Below are 18,150 nucleotides of genomic sequence, written 5' to 3'. Positions count from 1 at the left end.
AGAACGTATCACGTATAAAGAAAGCGTTGAAGAGGAGAAGTATGTAAAACACACCCTCCAGAGAAGGTCTCCATTGGCTGGAAGAGATCTGGGTCATCCGTTTTGCAGAAATGCACCTTTGAGCGCCAGGCCGAAATTTAGTAAGCCGGACGTATCGTCTGCGTTACAGACGTCGAGTGAAATGGAAGTTGCCTATTCCTTTTCAAAAAAAGAGTGGAACCACGCAAAATCTGCGTCTCTGTCATTAGACAGAGGCGTATTTTTTTTACAGAAAAAGGGGGGGCCGACATGTTTTCCAGAATGAAAGAAGACATTCGTTGTATTTTTGACCAAGACCCCGCTGCACGGAGTACAATTGAGGTCGTGCTGACCTACTCAGGACTACATGCCATTTGGTCGCATCGTATCGCACATGCTCTGTTTAAAAGGAATATGCACTTCGCAGCCAGGGTGCTTTCCCAAATGAGCCGCTTTTTTACGGGAATCGAAATCCACCCAGGGGCCAAAATCGGGAAACGATTATTCATCGACCATGGTATGGGGATTGTAATTGGTGAAACATGTGAAATAGGCGATGATGTTACTATCTATCAAGGTGTCACATTAGGTGGGACGGGTAAGGAAAAAGGGAAAAGACACCCGACCCTGCACGACAAAGTCCTAGTTGCCACGGGCGCTAAAGTGCTTGGAAATATTATTATTGGTGAAAATAGTAAAGTTGGAGCCGGTTCTGTTGTATTAAAAGATGTGCCTGCAGAATCGACAGTTGTTGGGATTCCAGGGAAAGTTGTTATTTCAAATGGTATCCGAGTAAAAGATCGGCTGAATCATACTTTGCCTGACCCTGTTTCTGAATTGTGTTCTTCCATGGAAGACAGGATTTCGCAATTAGAACAGCAACTAATTGAGTTAAAAAAAGAAAAACAAATTCGTGATGAAAAGGATGAGGACTGATGACAATCCAACTATACAATACGTTGACCCGTAAGAAAGAACCGTTTGTTCCAATCACTGAAGGAGAAGTAAAAATGTACGTTTGTGGCCCGACTGTCTACAACTACATTCATATCGGGAATGCCCGTCCGGTCATCGTCTTCGATACGGTACGAAGATATTTGGAGTACCGCGGGTATAACGTGAAGTTCGTCTCCAATTTTACAGATGTAGATGACAAAATTATTAAAGCTGCAAATGAGCTTGGTGAAGAGGTACCAGAGTTAACTGAACGATTTATCCAAGCGTATTTTGAAGATGTGGGCGCGCTGGGTTGTAAGAAAGCCGATATGCACCCCCGAGTGACCGATTACATTCAAGATGTAATTGAATTCATTTCGCTTTTAATCGAAAAAGAATATGCATACGAGTCAGAAGGGGACGTCTATTTCCGTACTAGAAAGTTTGATGGATATGGAAAGTTGTCGCATCAGTCAATTGACGAATTGAAAGTTGGAGCTCGTATTCAAGCAAGTGAACGCAAACAAGATGCCCTTGACTTTGTATTATGGAAAGCAGCGAAACCGGGAGAAATTTCTTGGGCTAGTCCATGGGGGAAAGGTCGTCCAGGCTGGCATATCGAATGTTCGGTAATGGCAAGACAGCTTCTCGGTGATACGATTGATATACACGCTGGTGGGCAGGACTTGACGTTCCCTCATCACGAAAACGAAATTGCTCAGTCCGAAGCTCTGACAGGTGAGCCATTCGCGCGCTATTGGATGCATAATGGATATATAAATATTGATAATGAAAAAATGTCCAAATCCCTAGGGAATTTCGTGCTAGTACACGACATCATTCAACAGATTGACCCGCAAGTGTTGAGATTCTTTATGCTCTCTGTTCACTACCGTTCCCCGGTGAACTTCTCTCAAGATCTCGTGGAGAGTGCTGCTAATGGATTAGATCGCATACGAACTGCTTATCAAAACGTTGAACACCGTTTAGAGGTATCTGCGGATAATGGGGACCAACAGGATATTTGGCTTCATAAAATCCAAGAACAGCAGACCGCTTTTGAAGAAGCGATGGATGACGACATCAATACTGCTAATGGTGTTGCAGTAATTTTTGAACTAGCAAGCTTAGCTAACGTATACCTACTCGAAAAGAACACCGAAAAAGTAGTGCTGGAAGCATTTTTGAATACATTCAATCAGTTGATGAGTGTTCTTGGATTACCATTCAAGGAGAAGGACGAATTGCATGACGAAGCGATCGATCAGTTGATTGAAGAACGTTTAGAAGCGCGTAAAAATCGTGACTTCGCTCGTGCGGATGCAATACGCGATGAATTGAAACAGCAGGGGATCCTGTTGGAAGATACCGCACAAGGTGTCCGGTGGAAGCGGTCATGAGTGACTACAGTCTACGTCCAGCAGACGTTCGTCAGCTAAAAGCACTCTCCCTGGCTTATATGGGAGATGCGGTCTATGAGCAGGCGGTGCGAGAGCATCTCCTGCGCTCAGGTCGTGTAAAACCAAATATTCTTCACAAGGAAGCGACTCAATTTGTTTCTGCGAAAGCACAGGCAGCTATCCTGAGAGCCATGATAGACGAGAATTTCTTGACCGAAGAGGAGATGGCGGTCATGAGACGAGGTAGAAACGCAAAATCTGGATCGGTGCCAAAAAATACAGATGTTCTTACGTACAATCACAGTTCTGCATTTGAAGCGGTGGTCGGTTATTTGTATTTGTTGGAAGAAAGAGAAAGAACTGCTGAATTCATTGGCAAGGCTATTGAATTTGTTGAAGGAGGAGAAGATCGTGTCAGAAACTGAAACAACTGAAATGATCGGCGGAAAAAATCCAGTTGTCGAAGCATTACGTTCAGGAAGAGAACTGAACAAGATCTGGATTGCCGAAGGTTTGAATAAGCAAAGTATCGGAGAGATTACAACGCTTGCTAAAAAGGCTGGTGTGATTGTACAAGCCGTTCCAAAAAAGAAGCTTGATCAGTTGCTAGATGTGAATCATCAAGGGATCGTCGCTTCTGTAGCTGCGTATACGTATGCTGAACTCGATGATGTTTTTTCGATTGCAGAGCAACGCGGAGAAGATCCATTCATTTTATTGTTAGATGAACTAGAAGATCCCCATAATCTCGGTTCGATTCTACGTACCGCTGACGCTGTTGGCGTACACGGAATCATCATTCCGAAGAGGCGTTCAGTTGGTCTTACTGGTGTTGTTGCAAAAGCTTCAACAGGTGCGATTGAACATGTGCCGGTCGTTCGTGTTGTGAATTTAGGGCAAACTGTGGATGAGTTGAAGAAGAAAGGTGTCTGGATTGCCGGAACAGATGCAAAAGGATCTGCAGATTATCGTGCAATGGATGCGACTCTTCCACTTGCAGTCATAATTGGTAGCGAAGGAAAAGGGATGTCCCGTTTGTTAAAAGAAAAATGTGATTTTCTGTACCATTTGCCAATGCGTGGTCATGTCACGTCACTTAACGCTTCTGTAGCGGCTTCGCTGCTTATGTACGAAGTGTTACGCAAGCGGTTACCGAGCTCGCCTACCCCATGAAAAAAGACATCCTGCTAGTCGATGGATATAACATCATCGGTGCTTGGCCGGAATTGCGGGAGTTAAAAAGCCTTAAATTGGCAGAGGCGCGTGATCGTTTGATTGATCTACTAGCAGAATACCAAGCATTTAAAGGTTGGCGCGTGATTGTGGTGTTTGATGCATATCTTGTGCCGGGAATTGAAAACAAAGAGAACCGTTCAAGAGTGGAAGTTGTTTTTACAAGAGAAAATGAAACTGCTGACGAACGTATTGAAAAATTAGTTGCTGAACTATCAAAACGAACAGTCCAACTTCATGTAGCGACTTCAGATCTTACCGAACAATGGATCATTTTTGGTCAAGGTGCGCTAAGGATATCTGCGCGGGAATTAGAGATTGAAATGCAGGAAATCGATAAAATTATTTCAGCGAAAGTGCGTGAAATTCAAGAGGATCGTTCCTTTTCCAAAATACAATTATCACAGGAAGTGGCGGAAATTTTCGAAAAATGGCGCAGGGGGAACAAATGAGCGGTTGACGCTAAAAAATCCCTTACGCTATAATTGACTAACTAGTATGATAAACCGGAGTGATGGGGAATGGCGGAAAAGACAGCTTATGCACCTAGAACAGTAGACTTCAGTACCTTTTCCGATGAACAACTAATCGGAATCATTCAAGAAGGAAACACAGATGCACTCGACTTTCTCATTACTAAATATCAATCTTTTGTTAGAATGAAAGCGCGTTCTTACTTCATGATGGGCGGGGACAAGGAAGATATAATCCAAGAAGGTATGATTGGATTGTATAAAGCGATTCGTGACTTCCGCGAAGATCGACTTAGCTCGTTTAAAGGATTTGCAGAGTTGTGTATTAAACGGCAGATCATCACAGCTATAAAAACAGCTACTAGGCAAAAACACATTCCTCTTAATTCATCCGTATCTTTGGACAAGCCTGTATATGACGAAGAATCAGATCGTACTTTAATGGATGTTCTGACAGGTTCAGTGAATGATGACCCTGAAGACTTAATGATTTACAAAGAGAATTTTGTTCAAATGGAAGTGGAGATGAACAAAGTCTTGAGTAGTCTTGAAAAAGAAGTGCTCGGTCTCTATTTGGATGGGCAGTCTTATCAAGAAATTTCTGAAGAACTAAATCGTCAAGTCAAATCGGTGGATAATGCATTACAGCGCATTAAACGCAAGCTGGAACGATACATGCAGGTTGATGTTGTTACGTAAAGCATGGCCAATTTTCTGACTATCCTTGCATTGACAGGGAATAGGTTAGGTGGTACTCTTTATCAAGACTATGGAAAGACTAGGTGTTCACTAGATATGTCTAAAAAAATTGTAGTAAGCTGTGAAAAATGCGGCTCCAGAAACTATTCACTTCCGGCAAGTAGTAATAAAACAACTGAACGGCTGGTTCTGAAGAAACACTGCAGTCATTGCAATGAGCATACGTTACACAGACAAACAGCGTGAGGGTCTGGCTAGACTTGAGGCCGTCATATCTACTATTCGGAGGTTTGTAAAAGAATGGGTAAGATAACAAGTTTCTTTAAAAATGTTGTCACGGAAATGCGGAAAGTCAGCTGGCCGAAACGTAAAGAACTGACTCGCTACACAATCGTGGTTATCAGTACAGTAGTCTTCATGGCCGTCTATTTTGGTCTCGTGGATCTTGGTTTGTCACGAGTAATGGAATGGTATGTTTCGTTATAATAGAGCACTTTGAATCGCATACTGAAAATATCCCGTCTAACTGAAAGAGCGGGTTTTTTCATTTGAACAAAAAAGGAGGGACGGACGAGCAGTCCTCATCGATATGGAAATGGAGAAAAATTGGTACGTCGTCCATACGTACTCAGGGTATGAAAACAAAGTGAAAGCAAATCTTGAAAAGCGTGTTGAAACAATGGGAATGCAAGATAAGATTTTCCGTGTGATTGTTCCAGAAGAAGAAGAAACAGATTTCAAAGAAGGTAAAAAGCGGACAGTGATGCGTAAAACTTTCCCTGGTTACGTTCTAGTAGAAATTATTATGACGGATGATTCATGGTATGTTGTGCGGAACACTCCGGGCGTCACAGGGTTTATAGGTTCATCAGGCGGTGGAGCGAAACCTACACCATTACTTCCTGAAGAAGTGACATTCATCTTGAAACAAATGGGTGTGAAGGATCGCAAATTGGAAGTCGATTTTGAAATTGGTGAAATGGTAGAAGTATTGGAAGGGCCATTCGCTGGTTTCCAAGGTAAAGTTGAAGAAATTGAACTTGACCAAGGCAAAGTTAAAGTATCTGTAGACATGTTCGGTCGCGAAACTAATATGGAACTCGACTTTGAACAAGTTGAACGAACAAGCTGAAAAAATTAATTTGTTCCCTCTTGCAAAAACTGAGAAATAGTGATATTATTTCAAAGGTCAGACGTAGAAATGTCTGAACGTCTTAACAAAATTCTACCGGCATTCGCCGGCAGGCACATATTGAGTGGGAGGGGCAACCCAAATACCACATCACGGACTTAAGGAGGTGTGTCTCGTGGCTAAAAAAGTAATCAAGCTTGTGAAATTGCAAATTCCAGCAGGAAAAGCAAATCCAGCACCGCCAGTCGGACCGGCGCTCGGTCAGGCAGGTGTCAATATCATGGGATTCTGTAAAGAATTCAATGCGCGTACATCTGACCAAGCAGGTCTTATTATTCCTGTTGAAATCACTGTATTCGAAGATCGTTCATTTACATTCATCACAAAAACTCCGCCAGCAGCGGTTTTGTTGAAGGTTGCAGCTAAAATCCAAAAGGGTTCAGGCGAACCGAACAAAAAGAAAGTTGCTGTCGTGAAACGTGATCAAGTTAAAGAAATTGCTGAACAAAAAATGCAAGATTTGAATGCTGCATCAGTTGAAGCAGCGATGGCAATGGTTGAAGGTACTGCTCGCAGTATGGGAATCACGATCGAAGACTGATCTGAAACCTAATTCTATTGTATGTTTTTATGGGGGTTGCGGTTGTTCTATAGAACACGGCAACCCTTAATCGTGGGAGGTTTATTCCGCTAAAACCACAATCGAGGAGGAAATATCTGATGGCTAAAAGAGGTAAGAAGTTCGTAGAAGCTGCAAAGCTTGTTGACCGCACAACGGCATACGACTTAACAGAAGCGATCGAACTCGCTAAAAAGACAAGCACAACAAACTTTGATGCAACAGTAGAAGTGGCTTTCCGTCTAGGGATCGATACACGTAAAAATGATCAGCAAATCCGTGGAGCAGTTGTACTGCCTAATGGAACTGGTAAAACACAACGTGTACTCGTTTTCGCTAAAGGTGAAAAGCTTAAAGAAGCTGAAGCAGCAGGCGCTGACTTTGTAGGCGATGCTGAATACATCACTAAAATCCAACAAGGATGGTTCGATTTCGATGTAATCGTAGCGACTCCTGACATGATGGGTGAAGTTGGTAAAATCGGACGTGTACTTGGACCAAAAGGTCTTATGCCAAACCCGAAAACTGGCACAGTGACATTCGACGTTACAAAAGCGGTTCAAGAAATTAAAGCAGGTAAGGTTGAATATCGTGCGGACAAAGCTGGAATTATCCATGCTCCAATCGGTAAAGTTTCTTTCGACAACGAAAAACTTGCAGAAAACCTTACAACTGTATTTGAAGTAATCCAGAAGGCTAAACCAGCAGCAGCAAAAGGTACTTACATGAAGTCTGTTAACTTAACAACTACAATGGGACCTGCTGTAAAGATCAACCCTTCTTCAGTAACTGTAAAATAATTAGTTGACATACGACCTATCATTTGGTAGGATAACGTTTGTTGCAACATACGATTTGTACCGCAGACAGCAGGAGTGGACATCCACTTAATATTCCTGCCGAGGGACAAGACGCTCTTTTTAACAGTAAAAAGATGACGACTTTCCAACCCTCCGTCTGCTTGTCAGATCGGAGGGTTTTTTATGCATATGGTATAAATGCCCCTACACTAAACAGGAGGTGTCAAGATGAGCAAAGTATTAGAAGCGAAACAAGCAATAGTAACAGAAATCGCGGACAAGATGAAAGCATCTGCTTCAATGGTCGTTGTTGACTATCGTGGTCTTAATGTTGCTCAAGCAACTGAACTACGTAAGCAACTCCGTGAAGCTGGCGTTGAATTCAAAGTCTACAAAAACTCGATGGCTCGCCGTGCGGCTGAAGCATCAGGTCTTGAAGGGCTTAACGAACATCTTACAGGACCGAACGCAATTGCGTTTTCAACTGAAGATGTAATCGCGCCTGCAAAAATCATCAACAACTTCGCTAAAGACAACGAAGCTTTGGAAATCAAAGCTGGTGTCATCGAAGGTGCACTTGCTTCTGTTGAAGAAGTAAAAGCATTGGCGACTCTTCCTTCACGCGAAGGACTACTTTCAATGCTACTCAGCGTGCTTCAAGCTCCAATGCGCAACTTCGCATTGGCTACAAAAGCCGTTGCAGACCAAAAAGAAGAACAAGGCGCGTAATATCGCATCTTGACCCAACAGCGAGCTAACTCGCAAAACATACCCATTAGGAGGAACTATAATGACTAACGAACAAATCTTAGGCGCTATCAAAGAAATGACAGTTCTTGAACTTAACGACCTAGTAAAAGCAATCGAAGAAGAATTTGGCGTAACTGCTGCAGCTCCTGTAGCTATGGCTGGCGCAGGTGCTGGAGATGCAGCTGCTGAGCAAACTGAATTCGACGTAGTACTAGCTTCTGCTGGAGACCAAAAAATCAAAGTCATCAAAGTCGTTCGCGAAATCACTGGCCTAGGCTTGAAAGAAGCGAAAGAAGTTGTTGATAACGCACCAAAAGCTATCAAAGAAGGCGTAGAAAAAGCTGAAGCTGAAGAAATCAAAGCTAAGCTTGAAGAAGTAGGCGCTTCTGTAGAAGTTAAGTAATTAGTGAACTACGAAGAAAAACCTCGTCTTTTCGACGGGTTTTTCTTCGTTTTTTTTATACCCGGATTTAATAAGTAAACAGTAGGGGGTATTCATATGGCTGAGCATTACTATTCGAAAAATCCCAATGTGAAAAGCGAGCCGAAACAATGGCAGACGAATTTACGTGGAACTAGCTTTGTTTTTGTAACTGATGCAGGCGTATTTAGTAAAGGGGAAGTGGACTTTGGTTCACGTCTACTCATTGATGCATTCTGTGCTCCGGATATTGAGGGAGATATTCTTGATGTCGGGTGTGGATACGGACCAGTAGGGATTTCCATAGCTTCAATGTTAAAAGATAGGAAGATCCAGATGGTGGACGTGAACGAACGTGCATTAGCTCTATCCCGGACCAATTCCCAAAAAAATAATATTGAAAACGTCGAAATTTATGCCAGTGATGCGTTAGATAACGTTGAAACAAAAGAGTTCGCTTCAATATTAACAAACCCTCCGATTCGAGCTGGGAAAGAAACTGTTTTTAAAATTTATGATCAAGCAAGTGAACACTTAGCTATTGGTGGCGAACTATGGGTGGTCATTCAGAAAAAGCAAGGGGCTCCTTCAACTATTGCGAGATTAGAGGAGTTATTCGGTAATGCAGAAATTGTGGAGAAAAGCAAGGGCTATTACATCATCAAGTCAAAAAAACATTGACGCCGTGCAAGCGTTGTGATAGCATTATAAAATGCAACAATAAATATACTGCATTCGTGTGCCTTTTTATGCATTTGCATAAGTAATGAAAATGTTAGGTATACTGACGTTGGATAAAAGATTGGTAAATCGAAAATGAGCTCTAGCCGGAACTCGTTTTCTTTTTGTTTTTTCGATATCATACACTATTTTTTTGATTTCGGAAAGACTTTTATGAGGTGTTTGGTTAGACTTGGCGCTAATTTCGAGCCGGCCCGAAATTGTCAGGGGACCAAACTAGCTCTATTAATGTCTTATGAGGGGTGAAAGAGTTGACAAATCACGTAGTTCAGTATGGTCAACACCGTCAGCGCAGAAGTTTCGCAAGAATTAGCGAAGTACTTGATCTGCCGAATCTGATTGAAATTCAGACGGAATCTTATGAGTGGTTTTTGGAAGAGGGGCTGCGGGAAATGTTCCACGATATTTCTCCAATCCAAGACTTTACCGGAAATCTGTCATTGGAATTTGTCGATTATCAGCTTGGCGAGCCTAAATATCCAGTGGATGAGTCAAAGGAACGCGACGTAACATATGCTGCGCCACTTCGGGTGAAAGTCCGTTTGCACAATAAAGAAACTGATGATGTCAAAGAGCAAGATGTCTTTATGGGTGATTTCCCATTAATGACAGAGAATGGTACTTTTATAATCAACGGTGCTGAGCGGGTTATCGTATCTCAGCTCGTTCGATCACCTAGCGTATATTTCAACGATAAGACAGACAAAAATGGTAAACGCGGATTTGGTGCAACAGTCATTCCTAACCGTGGCGCATGGCTCGAATACGAAACGGATGCAAAAGATGTTGTTCATGTTCGAATCGATCGCACTCGCAAACTGCCAATCACAGTCCTCTTACGTGCACTTGGTTTTTCAAGCGATCAGGAGATTATCGATCTAATCGGTGATAATGAGTACCTTCGAAACTCTCTTGAAAAAGATAATACGGAAAACTCGGAGAAAGCACTTCTTGAAATTTATGAGCGTTTACGTCCGGGTGAACCACCGACTTTAGATAGCGCGAAAAACTTGCTGTTTTCTCGCTTCTTTGACGCTAAACGTTATGACTTAGCAAACGTTGGTCGGTATAAAATGAACAAAAAACTACACCTTCAAAATCGTTTGTTCAACCAAACAATTGCAGAAACTCTTGCGGACCCTGAAACAGGAGAAATTCTCATTGAAAAAGGACAACTAATTGATCGTCGTATGTTGGATAAATTGCTTCCTTATTTTGAAAATGGTGTGGGAGTAGAAGATTTGAAACAGATGGGCGGCGTGCTAGAAGACGACATTCGCATTCAATCTGTGAAAATCTATGCTCCGAAAGGCGAAGAAGGACAAATCATTAATGTCATTTCTAATGGCGTTATTGACGATTCCATTAAGCATGTTACACCTTCAGATATCATCGCTTCAATTAGCTTCTTCTTCAACTTGCTGCATGGAGTTGGCGCTACAGATGACATCGACCATTTAGGGAACAGACGTCTCCGTTCTGTCGGGGAACTTCTGCAAAACCAATTCCGTATCGGTTTGTCTCGTATGGAACGTGTGGTCAAGGAGCGTATGTCTATTAATGACACGCAATCGATTGTACCTCAACAACTGATTAACATTAGACCTGTTATCGCGTCTATTAAAGAGTTCTTTGGTAGCTCTCAGTTATCTCAGTTCATGGACCAAACAAACCCTCTTGCAGAGTTGACGCATAAGCGTAGACTATCTGCACTTGGACCTGGTGGTTTAACTCGTGAACGTGCTGGAATGGAAGTACGTGACGTTCACTACTCCCACTACGGTCGTATGTGTCCTATCGAAACACCAGAGGGACCGAATATCGGACTCATTAATACCCTTTCTACATTTGCGAAAGTAAATAAGTTCGGATTTATTGAGACTCCTTATCGAAAAGTAGATCCGGATACTGGACGCGTGACATCACGTATCGATTATCTAACTGCTGACTTGGAAGATAACTATGTAGTTGCTCAAGCCAATGCGATTCTGAACGAAGATGGTTCATTTGCTAATGAAGAAGTGGTAGGACGTTTCCAAGGTGATAACACTGTATTCAAGCGTGATCAGATTGATTACATGGATGTATCTCCGAAGCAGGTTGTTTCTGCGGCGACAGCATGTATCCCGTTCTTGGAAAATGATGACTCTAACCGCGCACTCATGGGAGCGAACATGCAACGACAAGCAGTACCTCTTCTGAACCCGAAAGCACCTTTCGTAGGTACAGGGATGGAGCACGTATCAGCACGTGACTCAGGAGCTGCTGTTGTATCAAAGCACGAAGGAATTGTTGAGCACGTTGAAGCGAAAGAAATTCGCGTTCGTCGTATCAACACGGTAGAAGGCAAAGAAGTTAAGGGTGACCTTGACGTCTATCGCCTATCGAACTTTATCCGTTCAAACCAAGGAACTTGTTACAACCAACGCCCAATTGTGAGTGTTGGGGATCGGGTTTCTAAGAAAGATATTCTCGCAGACGGTCCGTCAATGGAAAAAGGAGAAATGGCTCTTGGTCAGAATATCCTCATTGCTTTCATGACATGGGATGGTTACAACTACGAGGATGCGATCATCATGAGCGAGCGTCTTGTTAAAGATGACGTCTTCACTTCTGTCCATATCGAAGAATATGAATCAGATGCTCGTGATACGAAACTTGGACCTGAAGAAATCACACGTGATATTCCAAACATTGGTGAAGATGCACTTCGCAACTTAGACGACCGTGGAATTATCCGTATTGGTGCTGAAGTTCATGATGGAGATATCTTAGTTGGTAAAGTAACGCCTAAGGGTGTAACGGAACTAACTGCAGAAGAACGTCTTCTACATGCAATCTTTGGTGAGAAGGCGCGTGAAGTTCGTGATACATCACTTCGTGTACCTCACGGAGCGGGTGGTATCGTTCTTGATGTGAAAGTGTTCAATCGTGAAGATGGCGATGAACTCGCTCCTGGCGTAAACCAACTGGTTCGTGTGTACATCGTTCAGAAACGTAAAATTTCTGTTGGAGATAAGATGGCCGGACGTCACGGTAACAAAGGGGTTATCTCACGGATTCTACCTGAATCTGATATGCCATTTATGCCTGACGGAACACCAGTAGATGTCATGCTTAACCCATTGGGTGTACCATCACGTATGAACATCGGACAGGTACTCGAGATGCACCTTGGTATGGCTGGCCGTGCGCTAGGCGTTCACATGGCTTCTCCAGTATTTGATGGCGCGAACGAACAAGATGTGTGGGATACGATGGAAGAAGCGGGAATGGATCGTGATGGAAAGACTGTTCTTTATGACGGTCGCTCTGGTGAAGCATTCGACAACCGTGTATCTGTCGGAATCATGTACATGATCAAACTTGCCCACATGGTTGATGACAAACTTCACGCCCGTTCTACGGGACCATACTCATTGGTTACGCAACAACCACTCGGTGGTAAAGCACAGTTCGGTGGACAGCGTTTCGGAGAGATGGAAGTTTGGGCGCTCGAGGCTTATGGTGCGGCTTATACACTTCAAGAAATCTTGACAGTGAAGTCGGATGACGTCGTGGGTCGAGTGAAAACGTATGAAGCGATTGTTAAAGGCGACAGCGTTCCTCAACCAGGTGTACCAGAATCCTTTAAAGTTCTAATTAAAGAACTTCAAAGTCTTGGATTAGATGTTAAAATGCTATCCGAAGACTTCGAAGAAATTGAATTACGTGACTTAGAAGAAGACGATGATATGCAGCCAACGGATGCGTTAAACCTTATGAAGGAAGACCAACCAGTCTGATTCGTAAGCGAAAGTTAATAATTGGGGGCACTGTCCCCCTTTTTTAAATGGTATTACAGGGCCAGCAAGTCAGCGACTAGACAAAAGGGAGGTAGGCTCCTTGGTAGATGTTAATAATTTTGAGTATATGAAAATAGGGCTAGCTTCTCCTGATAAGATCCGTTCTTGGTCTTATGGTGAGGTAAAGAAGCCTGAAACAATCAATTATCGTACATTGAAGCCTGAAAAAGATGGGTTGTTCTGTGAACGTATTTTCGGACCTACAAAGGACTGGGAATGTCATTGTGGTAAGTATAAGCGTGTTCGTTATAAAGGTGTCGTTTGTGACCGTTGTGGCGTAGAAGTCACGCGTCAGAAAGTTCGCCGTGAACGTATGGGTCACATCGAACTTGCAGCACCAGTAACACACATTTGGTACTTCAAAGGGATTCCTAGCCGAATGGGACTTATCCTCGACATGACACCACGTGCGCTAGAAGAAGTAATCTATTTTGCTTCTTACGTAGTTGTCGATCCGGCGGATACGCCACTTGAGCGCAAGCAACTACTCTCTGAAAAAGAGTATCGGTTGTACCGTGAAAAGTACGGCTCTAAGTTCCAAGCACTTATGGGTGCTGAAGCTATTGAACAACTTCTATCTGCTATAGATTTGGATAAAGAAACAGAGAGCTTGAAGGAAGAGCTTAAGACAGTACAAGGACAGCGTCGCACACGTGCGATCCGTCGTTTGGAAGTTGTGGAATCGTTCCGTAACTCCGGAAATCATCCTGAATGGATGGTTCTTGAAGTACTTCCTGTTGTTCCGCCTGAGCTCCGTCCGATGGTTCAATTAGACGGTGGTCGTTTTGCGACATCCGATTTGAATGACCTATATCGTCGAGTGATTAACCGGAACAACCGTCTGAAGCGTCTATTGGATCTTGGTGCACCAGGAATCATCGTTCAAAACGAGAAACGTATGCTTCAAGAAGCTGTCGATGCTCTCGTTGATAACGGTCGTCGCGGACGTCCAGTAACTGGACCGGGTAACCGGCCGTTGAAATCTCTTTCTCACATGTTGAAAGGTAAGCAAGGACGTTTCCGTCAAAACTTACTTGGTAAACGTGTAGACTACTCGGGTCGTTCAGTTATTGTCGTCGGACCTAACTTGAAAATGTATCAGTGTGGTCTTCCGAAAGAAATGGCGATTGAGTTGTTTAAACCATTCGTTATGAAAGAACTCGTTGAACGCGGTCTTGCGCACAACATTAAGAGCGCAAAACGTAAAATCGAGCGGTTGCACTCAGAAGTATGGGATGTCTTGGAAGAGGTAATTAAGGAGCACCCAGTTCTCTTGAACCGAGCACCTACTCTTCACCGTCTTGGAATCCAGGCTTTTGAACCGATGCTTGTAGAAGGTCGTGCTATTCAGCTTCACCCACTCGTTTGTACAGCGTATAACGCCGACTTCGATGGTGACCAAATGGCTGTACACGTACCTCTATCAGCAGAAGCGCAAGCAGAAGCGCGTCTTCTCATGTTGGCTGCGCAAAACATCTTGAACCCTAAGGATGGTAAGCCAGTTGTAACACCTTCACAGGATATGGTACTTGGTAACTATTACTTAACTCTTGAGCGAAGTGGTGTTGTTGGAGAAGGTAAAACGTTCAGTAATGTGAACGAAGCACTTATCGCATATCAAAATGGTCATGTGCACTTGCACTCTCGAATAGCGATTGCAGCTAGCTCCCTCAAAAACCCAACGTTTACAGAAGAACAGAATAGTCAATTGTTAATTACGACAGTAGGTAAAGTAATCTTTAACGAGATTCTTCCTGAATCATTCCCGTATATCAATGAACCGACTACACATAATCTGCAAGTCGAAACACCTGCGAAATATTTTGTTCCAGGTACGACAGATGTTCTTAAACACATCCAAGCTGCAGAGATTGTTTCACCATTTAAGAAGAAAATTCTTGGGAATATCATTGCTGAGATTTTCCGTAGATTCCACATTACTGAAACTTCTAAAATGCTTGACCGTATGAAAAATCTAGGATTTAAATATTCGACGCGCGCTGGAATTACAATTGGTATCGCTGATATCGTAGTACTTCCAGACAAGCACGAAATCTTACAAGACGCTCAAGCGAAAGTGGATAAAGTGACACAACAATTCCGCCGAGGTCTGATTACAGACGAAGAACGATATGATCGTGTCATTTCCTACTGGAGTCATGCGAAAGACGTTATCCAGGGCAAACTGATGGACTCTCTTGAGGACACAAACCCAATCTTCATGATGAGTGACTCCGGAGCTCGTGGTAACGCATCAAACTTTACTCAACTCGCAGGTATGCGCGGACTCATGGCCAACCCGGCAGGACGTATCATTGAATTGCCAATCAAGTCATCGTTCCGTGAAGGACTCACTGTTCTCGAGTACTTCATCTCAACCCACGGTGCTCGTAAAGGACTTGCTGATACAGCTCTTAAAACTGCCGACTCAGGATATCTTACACGTCGTCTTGTTGATGTGGCGCAAGATGTCATTGTTCGTGAAGACGACTGTGGTACAGATCGTGGTCTTGAAATTTCAGCACTTACTGAAGGCGTTGAAATGATTGAAGCGCTTGATGAGCGTATTGAAGGTCGCCACGCTAAGAAGAAAGTACTTCATCCTGAAACAGGCGAAGTCTTAGTGGAAAAAGATCAGCTTATTACAGCGGATATCTCTCAGGCAATCATCGGTGCGGGCATTACGTCAATGTCGATTCGTTCGGCATTTACATGTAATACTAAACACGGTGTGTGTAAGAAATGTTACGGTATTAACTTGGCAACTGGAGAAGAGGTTGAAGTTGGAGAAGCAGTTGGAATTATTGCAGCTCAGTCAATCGGTGAACCAGGTACACAGCTTACAATGCGTACATTCCACACAGGTGGTGTAGCAGGAGACGATATTACACAAGGTCTTCCACGTATCCAGGAGATCTTCGAATCACGTAACCCTAAGGGGCAAGCTGTAATCTCACAAGTCAAAGGTGTTGTTACAGATATTGATGAGATTCGTGAAGGACAGAAAGAAATCACAATTAAAGGTGACGTGGAAACACGTAAATACCTTGCTCCATACAATGGTCGTTTGAAAGTTGATGTTGGAGATGAGATTGAACGCGGTCAAGCATTGACTGAAGGTTCGATTGACCCTAAAGAATTGATCGTTGTGAAAGACGTTTCAACTGTACAGGAATACCTTCTTAAAGAAGTACAGAAGGTATACCGGATGCAGGGTGTTGAAATTGGAGATAAGCACGTTGAGGTCATGGTTCGCCAAATGATGCGCAAAGTTCGCGTCATTGAAGCTGGTGACACAGACTTGCTACCAGGCTCACTACTCGACATCCATCAGTTTGCGGATGCCAACGGAAAAGTTCTTAAAGCTAACAAGCTTCCAGCGACAGCACGTCCTGTAATCCTTGGTATTACAAAGGCGTCACTAGAAACAGAATCATTCCTTTCTGCGGCATCGTTCCAAGAAACAACACGTGTATTGACGGATGCTGCTATCAAAGGCAAAACTGATGATCTTCTCGGCTTGAAAGAGAATGTTATCATCGGTAAGCTTATTCCAGCAGGAACTGGTATGCAACGTTATCGTGGAATTGAAATGGATCGTGACGAGGAACTAGAAGAAGACGCAGTACCAGCAGAGTAAAGAAATTGAAAAAGGGAGGAGATAACTCCTCCCGTTTTTCTTTTTATTGTTGACACGAACTCTTACAAATGGTACTATACAAAAGGTTGATAGTTGAATGTCTGTACTTTGGAGGATGTCATTATGTCTTATGATAAAGTCACTCAGGCAAAGAAGCTGATCATCGGTACAAAGCAAGCTGTGAAAACGATTCGTCTGAATAAGGCGCATGAAGTCTTCATTGCACAAGATGCAGAAGAGCGGGTAACCACACCTGTAATTGAAGAAGCAGCACGTCAAGGAGTTCCATTATCATATGTTGATTCTCGGGATGAACTTGGAAAAGCATGTGGCATTCAAGTAGCTGCATCAGTGGTCGTCATCACTGATTAACGGTTTTTGCGCAAAAAATGTGCAAAGCCTTTGTTTTTACCCAAAAAATGAACCACCTGGATGTGTGGTCTTAAAAAGAAGTTGGAAGGAGGAAAAACCGATGCCTACAATTAACCAATTGGTCCGCAAACCTCGCCAGTCGAATACTAGCGGTTCAAAAGCTCCGGCACTTGGAAAAACGTATAACAGTTTCAAAAAGTCAATGACGAATGTCAACTCGCCACAAAAACGAGGTGTCTGCACACGTGTGGGCACAATGACTCCGAAGAAGCCAAACTCGGCTCTTCGTAAATATGCTCGTGTACGTTTGACAAACACATTGGAAGTTAACGCTTATATCCCTGGAGAAGGTCACAACCTTCAAGAGCACAGTGTTGTTCTAATCCGTGGAGGTAAAGTAAAAGATTTACCGGGTGTACGTTACCACATCGTACGTGGAGCACTTGATACTGCTGGTGTAACTGGCCGTATGCAAAGCCGTTCACACTACGGTGCGAAAAAGCCAAAAGAGAAAAAATAATAAATTAGCAACTATTTTGAAAGGAGGAACACCCCATGCCTCGTAAAGGTCCAGTTGCAAAACGTGACGTTTTGCCAGATCCGATTTATAATTCGAAGCTTGTCAGCCGCCTCATCAACAAAATGATGGTAGACGGTAAGAAAGGTACTTCTCAGAAAATTTTATACGGTGCGTTCGAACTTGTTAAAGAACGTTCTGGAAATGATCCGATTGAAGTATTCGAAGCAGCACTAAACAATATTATGCCAGTTCTTGAAGTTCGTGCACGCCGTGTAGGTGGAGCAAACTATCAAGTACCAGTAGAAGTTCGTCCTGAGCGACGTACGACTCTTGGTCTTCGTTACCTCGTGAATTATTCACGTACTCGTGGTGAAAAGACAATGGAAGAACGTCTTGCGAACGAAATTCTTGACGCATCAAACAACACAGGCGCATCTGTTAAGAAGCGTGAAGAAATGCACAAGATGGCAGAAGCGAACAAAGCATTCGCTCACTACCGCTGGTAAGATCCATTCGTTCATTAATTCGTTATTCCTATATGGAAGGAGCAA

19 protein-coding genes and 2 other annotated features are annotated in these 18,150 nt (G+C 43.2%); all 19 genes read left to right on the top strand.

The window, feature by feature from the left end; translation table 11 throughout:
- The first annotated feature begins 17 nt into the window (after positions 1–17).
- Positions 18–243: a binding site (T-box leader), on the top strand.
- 45 nt (positions 244–288) lie between these two features.
- Positions 289–954, top strand: a complete 666-nt coding sequence (gene cysE / locus M3197_RS10015) for a serine O-acetyltransferase (RefSeq protein WP_251661178.1) — start codon at positions 289–291, stop codon at positions 952–954.
- Complete coding sequence (gene cysS / locus M3197_RS10010; protein ID WP_251661176.1) at positions 954–2,354, top strand: cysteine--tRNA ligase; 1,401 nt, start codon at positions 954–956, stop codon at positions 2,352–2,354. The genes cysE and cysS overlap by 1 nt, the downstream gene beginning before the upstream one ends.
- Entirely contained in the window at positions 2,351–2,779 is a 429-nt protein-coding gene (locus tag M3197_RS10005) for a Mini-ribonuclease 3 (RefSeq protein ID WP_251661174.1), read from the top strand. Before cysS ends, M3197_RS10005 begins: the two co-directional genes overlap by 4 nt.
- Before the next feature lie 10 nt (positions 2,780–2,789).
- Positions 2,790–3,527 carry a 23S rRNA (guanosine(2251)-2'-O)-methyltransferase RlmB gene (rlmB, locus tag M3197_RS10000; RefSeq protein WP_251661642.1) on the top strand — a complete coding sequence of 246 codons (738 nt, stop codon included), beginning with the start codon at positions 2,790–2,792 and terminating at the stop codon, positions 3,525–3,527.
- Positions 3,524–4,039, top strand: coding sequence for an NYN domain-containing protein (locus M3197_RS09995; protein ID WP_251661172.1), 516 nt, complete (start codon positions 3,524–3,526; stop codon positions 4,037–4,039). Before rlmB ends, M3197_RS09995 begins: the two co-directional genes overlap by 4 nt.
- Positions 4,040–4,108: 69 nt before the next feature.
- A complete protein-coding gene (gene sigH / locus M3197_RS09990; protein WP_025782832.1) occupies positions 4,109–4,759 on the top strand; it encodes an RNA polymerase sporulation sigma factor SigH in 651 nt (216 codons plus the stop codon).
- A gap of 3 nt (positions 4,760–4,762) precedes the next feature.
- Positions 4,763–5,005, top strand: coding sequence for a 50S ribosomal protein L33 (rpmG, locus tag M3197_RS17475; RefSeq protein WP_432813993.1), 243 nt, complete (start codon positions 4,763–4,765; stop codon positions 5,003–5,005).
- 54 nt (positions 5,006–5,059) lie between these two features.
- A complete protein-coding gene (secE, locus tag M3197_RS09980) occupies positions 5,060–5,245 on the top strand; it encodes a preprotein translocase subunit SecE (protein ID WP_025782831.1) in 186 nt (61 codons plus the stop codon).
- A gap of 109 nt (positions 5,246–5,354) precedes the next feature.
- On the top strand, positions 5,355–5,891 hold the full coding sequence (gene nusG / locus M3197_RS09975) for a transcription termination/antitermination protein NusG (RefSeq protein WP_025782830.1): 537 nt from the start codon (positions 5,355–5,357) through the stop codon (positions 5,889–5,891).
- 175 nt (positions 5,892–6,066) lie between these two features.
- Positions 6,067–6,492, top strand: a complete 426-nt coding sequence (gene rplK, locus M3197_RS09970) for a 50S ribosomal protein L11 (protein ID WP_025782829.1) — start codon at positions 6,067–6,069, stop codon at positions 6,490–6,492.
- Positions 6,493–6,611: 119 nt separating this feature from the next.
- Complete coding sequence (gene rplA / locus M3197_RS09965) at positions 6,612–7,310, top strand: 50S ribosomal protein L1 (protein WP_251661170.1); 699 nt, start codon at positions 6,612–6,614, stop codon at positions 7,308–7,310.
- A gap of 42 nt (positions 7,311–7,352) precedes the next feature.
- Positions 7,353–7,501, top strand: a sequence feature (ribosomal protein L10 leader region).
- Positions 7,502–7,538: 37 nt separating this feature from the next.
- On the top strand, positions 7,539–8,039 hold the full coding sequence (rplJ, locus tag M3197_RS09960) for a 50S ribosomal protein L10 (RefSeq protein ID WP_251661168.1): 501 nt from the start codon (positions 7,539–7,541) through the stop codon (positions 8,037–8,039).
- A gap of 61 nt (positions 8,040–8,100) precedes the next feature.
- Positions 8,101–8,463, top strand: coding sequence for a 50S ribosomal protein L7/L12 (rplL, locus tag M3197_RS09955; RefSeq protein ID WP_025782826.1), 363 nt, complete (start codon positions 8,101–8,103; stop codon positions 8,461–8,463).
- A 96-nt stretch (positions 8,464–8,559) separates the two neighbouring features.
- Positions 8,560–9,162 carry a class I SAM-dependent methyltransferase gene (locus M3197_RS09950; RefSeq protein WP_251661167.1) on the top strand — a complete coding sequence of 201 codons (603 nt, stop codon included), beginning with the start codon at positions 8,560–8,562 and terminating at the stop codon, positions 9,160–9,162.
- Between the two features lie 302 nt (positions 9,163–9,464).
- Positions 9,465–13,007, top strand: a complete 3,543-nt coding sequence (rpoB, locus tag M3197_RS09945) for a DNA-directed RNA polymerase subunit beta (RefSeq protein WP_251661165.1) — start codon at positions 9,465–9,467, stop codon at positions 13,005–13,007.
- A 100-nt stretch (positions 13,008–13,107) separates the two neighbouring features.
- Positions 13,108–16,707 carry a DNA-directed RNA polymerase subunit beta' gene (gene rpoC, locus M3197_RS09940; protein WP_285851293.1) on the top strand — a complete coding sequence of 1,200 codons (3,600 nt, stop codon included), beginning with the start codon at positions 13,108–13,110 and terminating at the stop codon, positions 16,705–16,707.
- 123 nt (positions 16,708–16,830) lie between these two features.
- Positions 16,831–17,079, top strand: a complete 249-nt coding sequence (locus M3197_RS09935) for a ribosomal L7Ae/L30e/S12e/Gadd45 family protein (protein WP_025782822.1) — start codon at positions 16,831–16,833, stop codon at positions 17,077–17,079.
- A 100-nt stretch (positions 17,080–17,179) separates the two neighbouring features.
- Positions 17,180–17,599 carry a 30S ribosomal protein S12 gene (rpsL, locus tag M3197_RS09930; RefSeq protein WP_025782821.1) on the top strand — a complete coding sequence of 140 codons (420 nt, stop codon included), beginning with the start codon at positions 17,180–17,182 and terminating at the stop codon, positions 17,597–17,599.
- A 35-nt stretch (positions 17,600–17,634) separates the two neighbouring features.
- On the top strand, positions 17,635–18,105 hold the full coding sequence (gene rpsG, locus M3197_RS09925; protein ID WP_251661163.1) for a 30S ribosomal protein S7: 471 nt from the start codon (positions 17,635–17,637) through the stop codon (positions 18,103–18,105).
- Positions 18,106–18,150 lie beyond the last annotated feature (45 nt).

Origin of the sequence: Sporosarcina aquimarina (assembly GCF_023715615.1) — a bacterium.
In the GTDB taxonomy this organism is placed as follows: Bacteria; Bacillota; Bacilli; order Bacillales_A; family Planococcaceae; genus Sporosarcina; species Sporosarcina aquimarina_A.
Note: the sequence above shows the minus strand (reverse complement) of the source record. Positions and strands in the feature narration are given on the sequence as shown.